Genomic DNA, 14,280 nt, shown 5'->3' on the forward strand with positions numbered 1-14,280 from the left:
ATGAGTGCACTTCTCGGACAAGAAGCCCTCTTGCCGGAGAAAACCGCTCCGTCAATTCACCATCCGCGAGTTAAACCATTTCGCGAATGAATATATGTTACCTACGCTAGGGAATCGCGCTCCCTAAATCGCTTAAGAAACGTTGTAGTGGCGCGGGTTTTCGGCGTTTCTCCGTAAGAGAAGAATAAGACGTAATTTAATCGGACCACATATGGAAACGGATATCATAGCGGATTAATCGGAATTAAAGGGGAAACGCACGGTACAGCCGCCAGCGCCTTCGTAAGTACCAAACGATAAGATTCATATGACCGCACCCTCTCCGCTCACTATTACTACCCGTTGGCTCTCTGCAAAGTGGGACATACGTAGATAATCGTTGGTTACCGGTGTGTTCGCACACTCTCTCGGAAAATAAATCCGCTTATTACGTTAACCGTATAGCGGAAGCCCGTCCGCACACTATCGTAAAACAATAAACGAAACGTATGTTCTATTTCCGCGTATTACCGTTTATAAACAGAAGAAAAGCGCCCGACCAACGGTTTCGAGCCCGCAGTTGAGCGCCCATCCTTCCCCGTAAGTGTACGCGCCAAGACGGCTGCCACACCGCCGGGACGTTATCGTCCCCATAGACTCACGTTTACATCGAAGTCGCAAGTTATCCGCGAAGTGACTTCTGTACAGCATTTGAAACAATCGTAACAATATCGCTCTTGACCGGGTGGTAAAACTTCGAAACAACTCGATACGGAGCGTTTGCCGCCGCTTTACCCGTAACAAGCCCGTCAATTCGCCGCCAAACGAATCGACGGAATGAAGCAGCCCGCATAGCCATCCCGGACGGTTACAGCCGCCCAGGTACGGACTCAAACAAACGCGAATAACCGCCTTAATAACGATTATCCGCGACGTAGAGGTTTCGGTTCCCTACGTTTCGACCGGTTATCATCCGGCACTTATTCAAGCGGAATCATTCAGCGAGCTCGAGCTCAATAACGCTATCACTCGGAAGTAATACGTTAACGAGGAACCTCCAGCCGTTCATCTCCGACAGTCGCGCATATATCTCGCTTATAACAATGTCGCCGCGTTCGACGCCCGTTGCCAGCTTCGCGCCGGGCACGCTATCAGACGGAATATATAGCGTTTTACGACCATCGACGCGGCGGACCGGCTGCACCCATAAATCGCCGGAGCTATCTATGTACATAACGTGGCGGTCGTCAACTAAATAGCCGATTTCCATTACGTAAGCCGTACCGGTCATGTCCCCGGTGTCATCGTAAGGGCCGTGAATCAACGCTACTTTTTTCATACTGGTGCGCCCCTCTCCGTTTCTATCCGATCATTTAACGCAAGCTTATACGCGAATAAGCGACCGGGACGTGAAGGCGGCGGAATTTTAACGGAACGATTACGAATGATATCGAAGCGAGCCGCGTTGTAACGATTGACTGCGCGTAGATAGAACGCCATGTGACGGATAAGTTTGTTCACGCTGCCGTCGCCTCCTTCCGCTTAAGCACGAACCCAAGCTGCGTCAATTTTTCGATAGAAATTACGAGCTTGCCGACGTATACGCCTTTTCTGACGCCTGTTATCGATCGGAACGTAGCCGCACGTTTGGTAACCTCATCGCGGCGGACATTAACCGGTGAAGATACGAGTTTTAACGTAAACCTGCCGCTTGTAACATCGTAGTAAAACGCGACAATTACGTCCGGCTTAAACTCACCGGTGGAGAAGTCAAACTCGCGGATGTGGTAACGTCTCATCGCGCGATCATGCCGCGAAGCAGCTCCGATAACAACATTCCGCAAAAACGGACCATCATACGTCTACGCAGTGATAAGTTCACGTTCGTTCACCTCCGAATGGGAAGCAGTTATTCGCGGATGATGTCCGTTGACTAGAAAACCGAGCTTAGCGGCTTGTAGCTCGTTGATATCCCATTGACCGAGTACAGCTCGTGGCGGCGTCCCTACGATGCGGGACATGACGGCGGGAAGAACGGCGATACGTTGGTTGAGCGCGGGAAGAGTTACGATAAAATTACCGGTGACGTGACGGACGTAGCGAATGTTCATAAAATGAAACCTCCTGTAGTAGTATTACGTACTGAGTATTACTTGTTGAGTCATACTATAATACTTCAGGAGTAGTACGTCAATAGTAATGTTCAAAAAGTTTTACGCGTGCCGTTTTTATGCGTTATAATCATGGTAGGTAATACATAGAGGAGCGTTAGAAATGACGGATAATATGCGGATACGTTTTAACCTCGGGAAAACGCTAGATGAGTTGGGTATTACGCGGAATAAGATTGCGGTCGAATCGAAAACGCGGCCAGCTACGGTACTCGATTTAGTAAGCGGGGATACTAAAAGAATCGAAATTGATACATTGATTAATTTACTCGATGCGTTAAATACAGAAGCTCGCGCAAGAGGCATAACAAGAACGGTTAAAATTGACGATATTATAGAGTACATACCAGATAACATCTAAGAGAACCGCTAACGGCAACGCGCCTGTTTTGCGGTTTTTATTTTGGGAGGCTGAATTATGCAAGGCTACCGAGTTAGAATGTTCGATAAGTTCGATTTAACGGAGGACGAGCGGTCATTCGTTGAAAACGTGGATGCTGGTGGCTCTGCACGTATGAGCAGCGCAGAAGTTCATGCTATATTGGCGGATTTTTATCACGCTAAGCAAATTGAACAGTCAGCGAAATCCAACGATCGTTCCTCGCGTATTATGACTTGGCTCACAGTGGCAATCGTTACATTTACCGCAGTTCAAGGAGTTTCCGCGTTACTACAATATTTGGCGTCAATTTAGCGCCCCACTCCGCCCCGCACCGTTAACCCTCGGCGGAACCTAGCGCGCGTAAAACGTGTGTGCAAAACACGGTAAATACAATACGTAGGTCGGGCGATTTCTGCTCGGCTTTTATTTTATTGAAAGGAATTTGATGGAAAATATCGAATTTATGATAAATACACATGTATTTTTATGGGGGAAGTTTATGGGATGGTTTAACGACCCGATCGCGTTCAGAATCATATCTCTGTTAGTAACTGCAATTATTTTTCCAATTATTATTATGATAATTAGATTGACTGGAAGAAAAAGCATATTAGAGAAAATGGAGCACGATTCAAGCATAGACAGAGTCAATTTCTCAATATACGGTACAATAACAATGATTATTATTACCTTTTCTATTTCCTACTTTACGGAACTATTCGGTATTATTAATTATCTAATTTTTAGTATATATTTAACATCCGCTTTGCTGACAAGTGTCATTTTCCCTCGAAGCAATGCTATGTACGTTATTCATCAATATGTAGGTATTATTTTTCTTTTTAATACTGCCCTATTTGTTGGAGATGCAGTTTTTACAGCTACTCCTAAAAACGAACCAATTCCGTTGCTCATTTTCTGGCTACTCTTCTCTTACCTTATCTATTTCCTCTCCACCGAGACACACAAAAAGTTAAACAGAATAATCCCTCGAAAGAAAAACAATAAGAAGATATTGATTACATTAATAAATGGGAAGTTAGTCTTCGGTAATCTTAAAGGCATTACTCGAAAAGGAGATTACATTATCAAAATCAGTAAAAATGACGGAGTATCCTCAATTGATATTCCTTATGTAATACTGTCCTGGCCGTTAGAGCTAACCATTAACAGAAGCCAAATATTAAGTATAGCTGTTTCTGAATCAAAGGAGATGTAAACGTTGGCTAACGATCATTATCGCAAGCTTGGCGCAGCTTTCCTTATCGCATCCGGATTCATTCACGCGATCGAACGTGTAGGGACGAAAATAGCATACGGGATTGAGCGTACTGGCGGAAATCCCTCGTTCTCTGTGAGCGTGGGATTCTTCGATAATATATTCGTGCCGGCCCTTACGTTTGTTGGCGTCATCTTATTCGTATACGGATTTCCGAAAAAGGAGCTATAACATGGCGCAATATACATATCCCGCGATATTCCATACGGCATCCGACGGCATCTCCGTATCATTTCCGGATCTCCCAGGCGCTTTAACTTGCGGCTATGACCCCAAGGAAGCCCTACGTATGGCTGCGGAATGCCTTACGCTACATCTATGTGGTATGATTCGCGATGGCGATGAGATACCGGAACCAACGCCAGCCGATCGCGTGGTATTAGACGAGAACGAACACGTTGAGATTATCGTAGCCGCGCTTTAGTTCGCGCGCTAACATGGAGGTACATTGGCAAATGAAGCCGCTAGTCGCTACATTACATTTATGCACAGCCGCAATCGAGCGCCGACTTGTTGCGGTTTATGTCGATGATGACGATGAGTGCGTCGGTTGCGGGTTTGTCGAAGAAGTAACGGAAACTCACGTTAAGATACGCAGCGAAAAACGGTGACGTCGACTATTTCGTTCGCGGTGAGAGTACGTTTTATTACGATGACGAGATATAAGGAGGTGATAACGCGATGAAGCATAATCGAGAACGACCGCCGGATCGAAATTTACCCAATAAAGAGGTTACGCGGAACAACAAAATACTAACGAAGAATTAACGAAGCTCTCACGCGAATTAGCGATGGGGGCTTTTGTTATTTACAGGAGGATGTAACGTGGATAAACTAACTTTTGGTATTGCTGTAGACCTATTCATTAAAGATCGAAAGAGCGAAAATCTAAGCCCCGAAACACTTCAGTTTTACCGAGACAAGTTAAGAAAATTGCAGCAACTTTTAGATAAGCAAGGAAAATCAACTTATCCGCAGGAAATCAGCTCTAAGGAAATTAAAGAAAACGGTATTCTCTACATGATGGAAGAAGAAGAACTACAGATTAGTACAATCCATACGTATTTGAGGGGCTGGAAGGCATTTTTCAATTTTCTTGTTAGAGACGAATATTTATCGGTGAGCCCCTTCAAAAAAGTGAAAATGCCGAAATTTAGAAGAAAGATTATACAGACATTTGATGAAGATCAATTGGTTGCACTTCTTGAGCAACCAAAGAAAAACACCTTCGCAGGAGTTAGAGACTACACGTTAATTATGTTATTTTTAGAGACGGGTGTTCGCGTCCGTGAAATGTCTGAAATAAAAGTAAGTGATATTAATTGGGAAAGGAACTCGATAACAGTAAGGGGTAAAGGGGATAAAGAAAGATTTGTTTATTTTCAAGAAAAAATGAGACAGCTGTTGCTTCAATATCTTCAATTTAGATCGAACTCACATACACCAGAACTATTCATTACTACACACGACGAAGCTCCCTTATGCCGCAGGGAGATACAGCATCGATTAAACCACTACGGCAAAATGGCGGGAATAACAGGTGTTAGAGTTTCGCCGCATACCTTGAGACACACGTTTGCCCGTATGAGCGTTAAAAACAAGGCCGGACTCTTCGCGTTACAATCTATGCTTGGTCATTCAACGTTAAATCAAGTATTGACGTATGTTAACTTATTCTCCGATGAGATCAAAAACGAGCATAAAAAGTTTTCACCGTTGCAGAATTTCGGACAGGATAATAATCACGATATTAACATTCTTCCGTTTAAGCAACGCGATCGCAAGGATAATAACACTTACCTCGCGTAAACGCAGAAAAAGCCCACCGGACACGTTGCGGTATTATCCGCATACATATCCGATGGGCTTCATTTATTTTCCAACGGGTATCCCCGCAGCACGCCGCACTTCGTTCGCTAAGCGATGCACTTCCGCACGCGCTTCTTTATCCCCCGTAAGATTATACGCGGCACCTAGTAACGCGATTATTTTCTCCGCATCCTTTACGTTCAATAATAACCCGTCCGGAGACTTAACGTTTTCAGTCTTATACGCCTTTACCGCCGCAACAAACTCCGCTTTATCAACGCCGCTACCCGGACACGTTTTCGCGTTGGTCATATCGCGGTGGAAATGTACGATGTCGACTCCGCGTTTCATAAGCGTCATTACCGCGCGGCACAGTCCGAGAGAAGTGCGGAGTTGCGCGAACAAACGTTTGATTTACATATGTAAAGTATAAGATTAAAATAAAGAAAGACCGTTACTACTAATAACGGTCTAACACGGTGGACGAGACAGCGTTTATTTTCCTTACAATGGCAGCCCCTTATCTTAGCGGATTGGGCTGTTTTTCTTTATGTTGCTATTTTACTGTAAGTGCAATTATAGAAACCACCAGACCCATCAAAGAAATCAATAACACACCGAATGATATCAATAGATTAAGTTGATCCTTTGTTTTCAGTGTTTACGTCCCTTCCCCATCTCGTCCTCTATTAGTATACTACATAATTAAATACAAACGACATGTGAGGGGCAGTGAATATGTGGATAACTATTTCCGCTTCAATACGCGCCCCAGCGGACTAAACCGCTTATGCTGATCCGCGATAGATTCCTGGCTTAATTGCACATATTTCCGCGTTGTACCTATCTCCGCATGGCCCATAAGTTTTTGCAAATGGAATACGCTCATACCGTTCTCTGCCGCCATTGTCGCGAAGTTGTGACGAAGTACATGCGGTGAAACATTCCGTCCCAGCTTCGCCTTATCCGCATATTTGTCGAATGCCTTCTGCAGCGTCTTGTCGATCAGCGGATCTCCGTAATTTGTAGTGAATACGTAAGTCGATTCGAATGTACGCTCAGACTCCGTTATTAGCTGCTTAATTAGGCGCGCCGTCTCCGTCGATAGCGGTAGAACGCGGCTTTTACGATTTTTATTTTTCACGGCTGGCAACGTAATACACTTATTCCGGAAGTCTATTTCGTGCTTCTCTAACGTGCAAATTTCGTTTAAGCGCATTCCCGTATCTAGAATTACGATCATCGCGATATAGTCCCGCCATTGCGCCCATTGGCGTTGATCCGGCGCCTTTAGATAGCGATGGAGCTCGTCCTCCGTTAGCGGCTCGACCGTATCGACGTCCTGGCGCATCAGGGACACGTTCTTAGCGGGATTGCGGTCGATAACGTCTTCCTCATAGAGTACGGCGAAGAACGTCCTTAGAACACGAATACGGACGTTAACGGAGGACGGAGCCAAACCGCGCCGATCCTTGTTGTACTCCGACTTATACGGGTGCCCACCGTAATATTCTTTTTCGTTAGCACACCATAGTATGTAATCGCGCAGAATGTCCGCCGTTACGTCATTAACGGGGAAATCTGCGGGATACTGATCCGTCATCCATTCCGTAAAGTAGCGCATGTCCTTAATGTAGCCGCTAATTGTCTTCTCCTTCAGGTTTTTCGCGCGTTTAATCCGCATTACGAAAACGACCGCTTCCTCCAACGTGTACGACGGTAACCCAACTTCCGCGATCGGAACGCGCTCATTAACCGTTCTCTTACCTGTACGTTTATCCATATAAAAACCCCCTACGCGATATTTAACGTAGGAGGTTCGGGAATCATCTAGGCGCATATGAATCAACTAGCGCTTAAAAGTATGTAATTCGGTATAAAAGCGTGTGGCTTTCGCTCACATAACGTACTGAAAACGTTGATATACCGGGCTATTTCGAGTAATGGCGGAGAGAGTGGGAGTCGAACCCACGCACGCCTCGCGACGCCTAGTTGATTTCGAGTCAACCCCCTTGGACCACTTGGGTACCTCTCCGCAGCAAGAAAAATAATAACACATTTAGAGAGTGCTTGCAACTGGATTTAATTGTCTTCTCATGTTGCTATGCATCACCAGGTGATGTCTCATCTGCAGCTGATCTAAGAACCTTCTTAAGGCTTTTCTCGAATTTCATACGAGGAAGCAATATACTGTGCTTACACTTCACGCATTTAATCCGGATGTCCATTCCCATACGAATGATTTCCATCTCATTAGCGCCGCAGGGATGCTGTTTCTTCATGAGAACGATGTCACCGAGTTCAAACGTTTTCCGTTCCATTTCACGATCCCCCTACTATACATACAATAAATCGCTCTCTCTATGAGGATACATTCATTCTTCTGTTTTCGAAAGCTTTTTTCAATTCCGTGTTAATTATCCGGGTTACTTTATCAGTTGTATTCGGCTTACACTGTGCGGTTACTCGTAATGTAACTTGATTCATAGCCAGTGTCTGTATCCCTAGCAGCTCTGGGGGCTCAATAAGATTGGGATCGCTCATCCTGGTGAGCACCATACGAATCTCCTCCATTAATTCATCGACTGTACTATCGCTTGTTATCACTATATCAACAATGACCGTTAAAGGGTTAACTGAAAAGTTGGTGACTTGGTTTATCAAACCGTTAGGGATAATGTGTATCTCGCCCGTCTGGCTTTGGAGCCTTGTCGCACGCAGTCCGATCATTTCAACTGTTCCCTTAAATTCCCCTGTCTTAATGGTATCCCCGACCGCAAACTGATCTTCAAGTATGATGAAAAACCCCGTAATCACATCTTTCACCAAGCTTTGAGCACCAAATCCAATTGCCAGCCCTAACACGCCAGCACCTGCCAGAAGAGGTGTGATTTGAATGTGGAATTCTCCAAGAATGAGTAAACCCGCGATGAAATTAAGAGTATACGACGCTGTGTTTTTCAATAATCGGCCAACAGTCTGAATACGTCTTGTACGCAGCTTTAGGCGGCTAGATCTCTTCTCGCTTGTCACATGATCTATAAAACGATTTACAGCCATTAAGGCTAAGCGGCTCACAATAATGATCAGGATGATTTTTAGGAGTACCATAGAAGCCGCAGTCCACATCTGAGTATCTCTAATCAAATCCCAGAGATGATTAACGAATCGTTCCCAGAGATTAGCTTCTGGCAAGCCTTGATCTATTAGAAGATATGAACGCATTAGTATTAATCTCCTTTAACTCAACGAATCTGTTCATAGCCGCTGGACGTCTTTTCGAACAATCCCCGGATTTCAACATGTTCTGAGTGGATGATTTGTTCCACTTGAGATAACTCATCGCTTGGAAAAGCAATGGACAATGCACATCCTGCCGTAATCTCTTTAGGTGTAGGACATATATCGATCTCGATATCCGCATATTCCAGCAGCATTTCTGCACGTAAAGCTTGCTGAGTTGAATCAAATGCAATCAAGAGAGATTCCATCGGGCCATTCCTCCTGAACATAAGCCTATAAATCTAAACCTTTCTAGTCGCGCAAGTATAAATGAGCCTTCCCATCCATATACTAGTAGCATACTAGGGTAGGAGGCGAATCGGACGAATGAACGGCGCATGGGAGAAACGTCCGGGCTCCGCACCGGATTCAGCGGCGCTCTCTTTAAAGATTCCTTTTAACGAGCCAACAGTTTTAAATCGGTTATCCCAGAATCTCGAATATTACCTAGAAGCTTTACCCCAAGAGCGTCGCATTGTCATCGTCTGCGTGGGTACCGATCGTTCAACAGGTGATTCACTAGGCCCGCTTGTCGGGACAGCTTTGTCACGAGAGTATAGCTCGTTATTTGATTTGTATGGAACATTAGATGAACCGGTTCATGCCATGAACCTGGGAGATACGCTGCTGAAAATTATGAGATCCACCAGACAACCCTTTGTCATTGCTGTAGATGCCTGTCTAGGACAAGTATCTAGCGTAGGATGCATACAGGTTGGCTCTGGCCCCGTGCGCCCAGGTGCAGGTGTTAACAAGGAGCTGCCGCCTGTTGGAGACATCCATATGACCGGTATTGTGAATGTCGGAGGTTTTATGGAGTATTTCGTCTTACAAAACACTAGACTCAACCTAGTCGTTAAAATGTCGGAGATCATCGCGCAAAGCCTGCTGAAAGCCGTACATAATACCCGTAGTCAGAATGTTATCCCTTTTGCGATGCCTGATTAATAGCGATCTTCTCTTCTGGACTTAACATGTATGCAGATTGTCCTTTATCGATCGGTTTCGCATACAGGAACGTTTGTTCCCTTCCGTGAATGCCCGTGATGACAACTCCATCTTGTTCTTCATTCACGAATGCTACTGAAAAGCTAAGATCGCTTCCCGAGTCAGAAAATGCATTAAACCGATGGACGCTAACTCGTCCCTTCAAGGACGACAGGCGTTTTTCGTGCTGCTCCATTCTAGTACCTTGATTACTCTGAATATGGTCAATGGAATTCAGTCGATCATGCAGTACACGCATGATCTCTTCCATGTTTCCGACACCCGTATCTCCTATTAGCTTATTATGTGCGACTTTAAGCTTGCTAAGCTTACTCGTAACAACTGTTAGCCAGATAAACAGCACTAGGATAAGAAATCCCGACCCTGCAGCAATCGCTATTACAACTTCATCATTCCAAGCATCCATTATTTGTGTCTCCCCTATGTCTCTTGCTTCTTCTCTTATCTCCCTGAATTAAGCGTCCGGTTTATTTCACTTACAGCATTAATCATTGATACGATCTCCGATTTCTCCGTAAAATATCCGGGGCTTGCACGAACAGCACCTGTGCCGAAGGATCCTGCAGTCTCATGTCCTAGAGGCGTGCAATGGAACCCCGCCCGCACAGCAATACCGAATTGTTGATCGAGTAAGAAGGCCATCTCAGATGGATCAACACCCTTCAACAGAAAGGATACGATCGCTGTCCTCTCTTCTCCGATAGCAGGACCAAGTAACGTTATCCCCGGTATACTTTGCAGTCCCTCCATTAATTCAAACGTTAAAGCTTGCTCCTTTTCATGAATAGCCTGTATTGTCTCTTTCAGGACATAGCTCACTCCTTCAGACAATCCAGCTATTCCTACCGTGTTCTGAGTTCCAGCCTCATAGCGATCGGGCCGAACATTTGGCTGCTCTGGCGCTTCGGACTTACTGCCTGTCCCACCTTGCATAAGCGGCTCTAATTCCAAGTTTGGATGAATATATAATCCACCCGTTCCTTGCGGGCCCATCAACCCTTTATGTCCTGGAAAAGCTAACAGATCAATTCCCATCGCTTCAACATCGATAGGAAGTACTCCCGCACTTTGCGCTGCATCTACAAGCAGCTTTACACCCTTACGACGAGCTATTTCTCCAAGTGCTTCAACAGGCAGAATGGATCCTAGAAGATTGGAGCTATGTGTTACTGCAATGAGCTTTGTTTGACTTGTAATTGCTTCTTCTACTTCTTTTATATTCACCTTACCTTGTACGTCTGTTGAAACATAAGTCACTTCAATGCCGAGCTTTCGCTTCAAGGCTTCTAATGGCCGTCTCACTGAATTATGCTCTAGCGTAGTCGTGATAACATGATCACCCGGCTTTAAGAGCCCCTGTATCGCAAGGTTCAAGGCATGTGTTGTATTTAATGTAAAAGCAATATCATTCGGATTGGCGATGCGAAATAATTTAGCCAGTCTTTTGCGCGCCTCGAATAACACTCTACTAGCTTTTACCGCCATTGCATGGCTGCCCCGTCCAGGGTTTGCTGCACTCTCACGCATGTTTCGTTCCATCGCTTCCCATACGGCAGGAGGCTTCGGCCAGCTAGTCGCAGCATTATCCAAATATATGATTGATTTGTTCTCCACCACTTATTATTCACCTTCCTCACAAAACAATAGCATACCTTAGTTTAATCGTTCCATAGGAAGATTACAACTTAGGTATGCCATCTCAATTCCTCTTATGCCATTGCTTTTAGCAATTCCAGCAACCGTTCTAAATCGCTTTTCCCGAAGTAAGAAAGCTCAATTCTACCTTTGTCTTTGTTAGGTTTTATACGAACGGTAGTTTGAAATCTTTCACGCAATTCCTCTTCTATCTCTTCTAGAAAAGGGTCGCGTTTCTTTGCCTTCGTATTCACTTTACCTTTGCCTTTGCCTTTTTCCTCTGTCTTCTGAACGGCTTCCTCTAGCTCACGAACGCTCCATTCGCCAGCAACAGCTTGTTTTGCTAGCTCACGCCGTTTTGCTTCATCCTTTATACCCGCTAACGCTTTAGCATGACCCATTGATAATGTTCCACGTGAAACATAATCTTTTATTTCCTCAGGCAATGACAGTAAACGTAAAAAGTTAGCGATATGTGATCTGGACTTTCCAACCTTCAAAGATAATTCCTCTTGGGTAAGCGTGAATTGATTCATAATTGCCTGATAAGCTATCGCTACTTCAATTGAATTAAGATCCTCACGTTGAACATTTTCTATTAGAGCAATTTCCATTACTTGTTGATCATTATAAGCTCTTACGACAGCGGGTATAGTTGCATTCGCTAAAAGCTGGGATGCACGAAAACGTCTTTCCCCTGCTATTATTTCATACCCTCTTAAGGCTTGTCTAACAACAATCGGCTGAATAACACCGTGCTCACGTATTGATTCTGCGAGCTCTTTAATCGCTTCTTCCTCAAAAGTTTTACGAGGTTGATAGGGATTCGCTCGAAGCTGAGATAATGGAATCTCAACAATCTTGTCATCTTCCTTAATTGAGAGCGACGTAATCAGTGCATCTAAACCTTTACCTAGCCGCTTGCTCATACGAGATCACTTCCTTCGCCAACTCTAGATAAACTTCGGCGCCTTTGGACTTGGGATCATACGAAATAATAGATTGCCCATGCGATGGCGCTTCACTAAGACGTACGTTGCGGGGAATAACCGTCTGATAGACCTTTTGTTGAAAATACTTTTTGACCTCTTCAATGACTTGGATACCTAGGTTTGTTCTGGCATCAAACATCGTTAGAAGCACACCTTCTATTTGCAAGGTAGTATTTAGATGCTTTTGAACTAAACGGATTGAATTGAGTAGTTGGCTTAAACCTTCTAATGCATAGTACTCACACTGTATTGGAATCAACACAGAATCTGCTGCAGTCAAAGAATTTATTGTTAAGATGCCAAGGGATGGCGGACAATCAATTAATACATACTCAAAATCATTGCGCACAAGTGCCAATGCTTTTTTAAGTCTAATTTCGCGGGACATCGTTGGAACCAATTCAATTTCAGCACCAGCCAATTGAATCGTCGCCGGGATAATCTTAAGATCCGGTATGGCTGTATCCGCTATAGCCTGCTTAGGATGAACTTCATTAATTAACACATCATATATGCAATAATTAACATCCGCTTTGTTAATTCCGATACCGCTTGTAGTGTTGCCTTGGGGATCGATATCAACAATCAAGACTCTTCTTCCTAAAGAAGCGAGACATGCGCCAAGATTGACCGCTGTCGTCGTTTTGCCGACACCGCCTTTTTGATTGGCAATCGCTATAATTTTGGACAACTCTATTCACCTCAATATTTATCGCAGCTCACTAGCGCTTAGGGATTCGAATGATGATTTCAATATGATCTTCACAATCCTTTTCGCTCGCTTTAATTGGAATACCAGAGCCTGTAACCATATCAACAGACTGACGTATCGTATTTAACGCTAGTCTGACATCCTTTGTAAATGAAAATCTTTTGGTCTTTTGCGGCTTAGATACTTCCAAGTAAAAAGCAATTCGGGTTTCCGTCTGCTTAACATTGAGTTCCTTCTCAATGATCTCGCCCAACACCTTATTCTGTATTTCTTCGTTAGGTAATGAGAGTAACGCCCTGCCATGACGTTCTGAAATTTTCCGTTCAAGAAGTGCCATTTTCACTTGATCGCCTAAATTCAGCAAACGGATTTTATTGGCTATTGTCGACTGACTTTTCCCCAACCGCTGGGCCAGGCTTTCCTGTGTCAATTGATGTAGATCAATTAACTTCTGATAAGCAATCGCTTCTTCAAGCGAAGTTAGATTTTCACGTTGTAAATTCTCAATCAGAGCAACAGAAGCAGCTTGTGAATCATTCATTTCTCTTACAATGGCCGGAATATAATCCATACCCAGCTTTGTAACCGCCCGCCAGCGACGCTCACCTGCAATAATTTCGAATTTGCTATTTCGTATCCTGACGACGATAGGCTGAATAATACCATGGGTCTTAATGGTCTGACACAGTTCATCAATTCGTTCATCGTCAAAAACCGAACGAGGTTGATATGGACTAGGAACAATGTCACGAACAGGTATTTGTTTAACTTCTTCTTGATTGCTTCGGTCAGACAAACCGAGTAATCTTGAGAATGGTTCTTTCATTTCTCTCGGATCACCACATTAACTAGGATAGGTCGTATAATTGAGTCCATAGCGACGAAAAAGCGCCGCCAGTTCACGCCTAAGGCGCATATGCGGCACATTAATCTTCTAAACTTATATATTCGCTATCCAGCACGCATTCTCCTGCTTAAGAAAAAACTTTCATAGATTACTTTAACCTAATTGCGTATAAACATATAGAGTT

General features: G+C 44.2%; 24 protein-coding genes and 1 tRNA gene. 8 read left to right on the forward strand and 17 right to left on the reverse strand.

Annotation, left to right across the window (positions count from 1 at the left end; all coding sequences use genetic code 11):
* Positions 1 to 661: 661 nt before the first annotated feature.
* The 5 genes from ACESLK_RS15180 to ACESLK_RS15200 all read right to left on the reverse strand — a co-directional run bounded on the left by ACESLK_RS15180 (position 662) and on the right by ACESLK_RS15200 (position 2,090).
* Complete coding sequence (locus ACESLK_RS15180) at positions 662 to 838, reverse strand: hypothetical protein (RefSeq protein ID WP_373230383.1); 177 nt, start codon at positions 836 to 838, stop codon at positions 662 to 664.
* 135 nt (positions 839 to 973) lie between these two features.
* Complete coding sequence (locus ACESLK_RS15185) at positions 974 to 1,318, reverse strand: hypothetical protein (protein ID WP_373230385.1); 345 nt, start codon at positions 1,316 to 1,318, stop codon at positions 974 to 976.
* Entirely contained in the window at positions 1,315 to 1,500 is a 186-nt protein-coding gene (locus tag ACESLK_RS15190; RefSeq protein ID WP_373230386.1) for a hypothetical protein, read from the reverse strand. The genes ACESLK_RS15185 and ACESLK_RS15190 overlap by 4 nt, the downstream gene beginning before the upstream one ends.
* Positions 1,497 to 1,778 carry a hypothetical protein gene (locus ACESLK_RS15195; protein ID WP_373230387.1) on the reverse strand — a complete coding sequence of 94 codons (282 nt, stop codon included), beginning with the start codon at positions 1,776 to 1,778 and terminating at the stop codon, positions 1,497 to 1,499. Before ACESLK_RS15195 ends, ACESLK_RS15190 begins: the two co-directional genes overlap by 4 nt.
* 63 nt (positions 1,779 to 1,841) lie before the next feature.
* A complete protein-coding gene (locus tag ACESLK_RS15200) occupies positions 1,842 to 2,090 on the reverse strand; it encodes a hypothetical protein (RefSeq protein WP_373230388.1) in 249 nt (82 codons plus the stop codon).
* Between the two features lie 163 nt (positions 2,091 to 2,253).
* Here ACESLK_RS15200 and ACESLK_RS15205 point away from each other — a divergent pair, with 163 nt between their 5' ends.
* From ACESLK_RS15205 to ACESLK_RS15235, 7 genes are all read left to right on the forward strand, one after another.
* On the forward strand, positions 2,254 to 2,511 hold the full coding sequence (locus tag ACESLK_RS15205) for a helix-turn-helix domain-containing protein (RefSeq protein WP_373230389.1): 258 nt from the start codon (positions 2,254 to 2,256) through the stop codon (positions 2,509 to 2,511).
* Positions 2,512 to 2,568: 57 nt separating this feature from the next.
* Positions 2,569 to 2,844 (forward strand): hypothetical protein, encoded by a 276-nt coding sequence (locus tag ACESLK_RS15210; RefSeq protein ID WP_373230391.1) that lies wholly within the window; start codon positions 2,569 to 2,571, stop codon positions 2,842 to 2,844.
* Between the two features lie 133 nt (positions 2,845 to 2,977).
* Positions 2,978 to 3,751 (forward strand): hypothetical protein, encoded by a 774-nt coding sequence (locus ACESLK_RS15215; protein WP_373230392.1) that lies wholly within the window; start codon positions 2,978 to 2,980, stop codon positions 3,749 to 3,751.
* 3 nt (positions 3,752 to 3,754) lie between these two features.
* Positions 3,755 to 3,982, forward strand: coding sequence for a hypothetical protein (locus ACESLK_RS15220; protein ID WP_373230393.1), 228 nt, complete (start codon positions 3,755 to 3,757; stop codon positions 3,980 to 3,982).
* Between the two features lies 1 nt (position 3,983).
* Positions 3,984 to 4,235: a type II toxin-antitoxin system HicB family antitoxin gene (locus tag ACESLK_RS15225; RefSeq protein WP_373230394.1), complete on the forward strand. Its 252-nt coding sequence runs from the start codon at positions 3,984 to 3,986 to the stop codon at positions 4,233 to 4,235.
* A 31-nt stretch (positions 4,236 to 4,266) separates the two neighbouring features.
* Complete coding sequence (locus ACESLK_RS15230; protein WP_373230395.1) at positions 4,267 to 4,422, forward strand: hypothetical protein; 156 nt, start codon at positions 4,267 to 4,269, stop codon at positions 4,420 to 4,422.
* Positions 4,423 to 4,636: 214 nt separating this feature from the next.
* Positions 4,637 to 5,620 (forward strand): tyrosine-type recombinase/integrase, encoded by a 984-nt coding sequence (locus ACESLK_RS15235; RefSeq protein WP_373230396.1) that lies wholly within the window; start codon positions 4,637 to 4,639, stop codon positions 5,618 to 5,620.
* Between the two features lie 63 nt (positions 5,621 to 5,683).
* Here the strand turns inward: ACESLK_RS15235 and ACESLK_RS15240 are convergent, their stop codons facing one another.
* The 7 genes from ACESLK_RS15240 to ACESLK_RS15270 form a co-directional block, all read right to left on the reverse strand.
* Positions 5,684 to 5,980 (reverse strand): hypothetical protein, encoded by a 297-nt coding sequence (locus tag ACESLK_RS15240; protein ID WP_373230397.1) that lies wholly within the window; start codon positions 5,978 to 5,980, stop codon positions 5,684 to 5,686.
* 196 nt (positions 5,981 to 6,176) lie between these two features.
* On the reverse strand, positions 6,177 to 6,278 hold the full coding sequence (locus ACESLK_RS15245; protein WP_373230423.1) for a putative holin-like toxin: 102 nt from the start codon (positions 6,276 to 6,278) through the stop codon (positions 6,177 to 6,179).
* 90 nt (positions 6,279 to 6,368) lie between these two features.
* The gene (locus ACESLK_RS15250; protein ID WP_373230398.1) at positions 6,369 to 7,403 is read right to left on the reverse strand and encodes a tyrosine-type recombinase/integrase; all 1,035 of its coding nucleotides are present in this window, start codon (positions 7,401 to 7,403) and stop codon (positions 6,369 to 6,371) included.
* 161 nt (positions 7,404 to 7,564) lie between these two features.
* Positions 7,565 to 7,655, reverse strand: a tRNA-Ser gene (locus ACESLK_RS15255).
* Positions 7,656 to 7,722: 67 nt separating this feature from the next.
* Complete coding sequence (locus ACESLK_RS15260; RefSeq protein WP_373230399.1) at positions 7,723 to 7,941, reverse strand: DUF951 domain-containing protein; 219 nt, start codon at positions 7,939 to 7,941, stop codon at positions 7,723 to 7,725.
* 40 nt (positions 7,942 to 7,981) lie between these two features.
* On the reverse strand, positions 7,982 to 8,845 hold the full coding sequence (locus ACESLK_RS15265) for a mechanosensitive ion channel family protein (RefSeq protein WP_373230401.1): 864 nt from the start codon (positions 8,843 to 8,845) through the stop codon (positions 7,982 to 7,984).
* A gap of 20 nt (positions 8,846 to 8,865) precedes the next feature.
* Positions 8,866 to 9,111: a putative Se/S carrier protein gene (locus tag ACESLK_RS15270; RefSeq protein WP_373230402.1), complete on the reverse strand. Its 246-nt coding sequence runs from the start codon at positions 9,109 to 9,111 to the stop codon at positions 8,866 to 8,868.
* Between the two features lie 118 nt (positions 9,112 to 9,229).
* On the opposite strand from ACESLK_RS15270, the gene yyaC reads away from it, so the two are divergent.
* Positions 9,230 to 9,850, forward strand: a complete 621-nt coding sequence (gene yyaC / locus ACESLK_RS15275; RefSeq protein WP_373230403.1) for a spore protease YyaC — start codon at positions 9,230 to 9,232, stop codon at positions 9,848 to 9,850.
* On the opposite strand, the gene ACESLK_RS15280 is transcribed toward yyaC, so the two are convergent.
* The 5 genes from ACESLK_RS15280 to noc form a co-directional block, all read right to left on the reverse strand.
* Positions 9,825 to 10,316: a DUF4446 family protein gene (locus ACESLK_RS15280; protein ID WP_373230404.1), complete on the reverse strand. Its 492-nt coding sequence runs from the start codon at positions 10,314 to 10,316 to the stop codon at positions 9,825 to 9,827. The two genes, yyaC and ACESLK_RS15280, sit on opposite strands and share 26 nt — an antisense overlap.
* A 35-nt stretch (positions 10,317 to 10,351) precedes the next feature.
* Positions 10,352 to 11,527 (reverse strand): aminotransferase class V-fold PLP-dependent enzyme, encoded by a 1,176-nt coding sequence (locus ACESLK_RS15285; protein ID WP_373230405.1) that lies wholly within the window; start codon positions 11,525 to 11,527, stop codon positions 10,352 to 10,354.
* Positions 11,528 to 11,619: 92 nt separating this feature from the next.
* The gene (locus ACESLK_RS15290) at positions 11,620 to 12,474 is read right to left on the reverse strand and encodes a ParB/RepB/Spo0J family partition protein (RefSeq protein ID WP_373230407.1); all 855 of its coding nucleotides are present in this window, start codon (positions 12,472 to 12,474) and stop codon (positions 11,620 to 11,622) included.
* Positions 12,455 to 13,228 carry a ParA family protein gene (locus ACESLK_RS15295; protein ID WP_373230408.1) on the reverse strand — a complete coding sequence of 258 codons (774 nt, stop codon included), beginning with the start codon at positions 13,226 to 13,228 and terminating at the stop codon, positions 12,455 to 12,457. Before ACESLK_RS15295 ends, ACESLK_RS15290 begins: the two co-directional genes overlap by 20 nt.
* A 31-nt stretch (positions 13,229 to 13,259) precedes the next feature.
* Positions 13,260 to 14,075, reverse strand: a complete 816-nt coding sequence (noc, locus tag ACESLK_RS15300; RefSeq protein ID WP_373230409.1) for a nucleoid occlusion protein — start codon at positions 14,073 to 14,075, stop codon at positions 13,260 to 13,262.
* Positions 14,076 to 14,280: the final 205 nt, after the last annotated feature.

Origin of the sequence: Cohnella sp. (assembly GCF_041640265.1) — a bacterium.
GTDB lineage: Bacteria > Bacillota > Bacilli > Paenibacillales > Paenibacillaceae > Cohnella.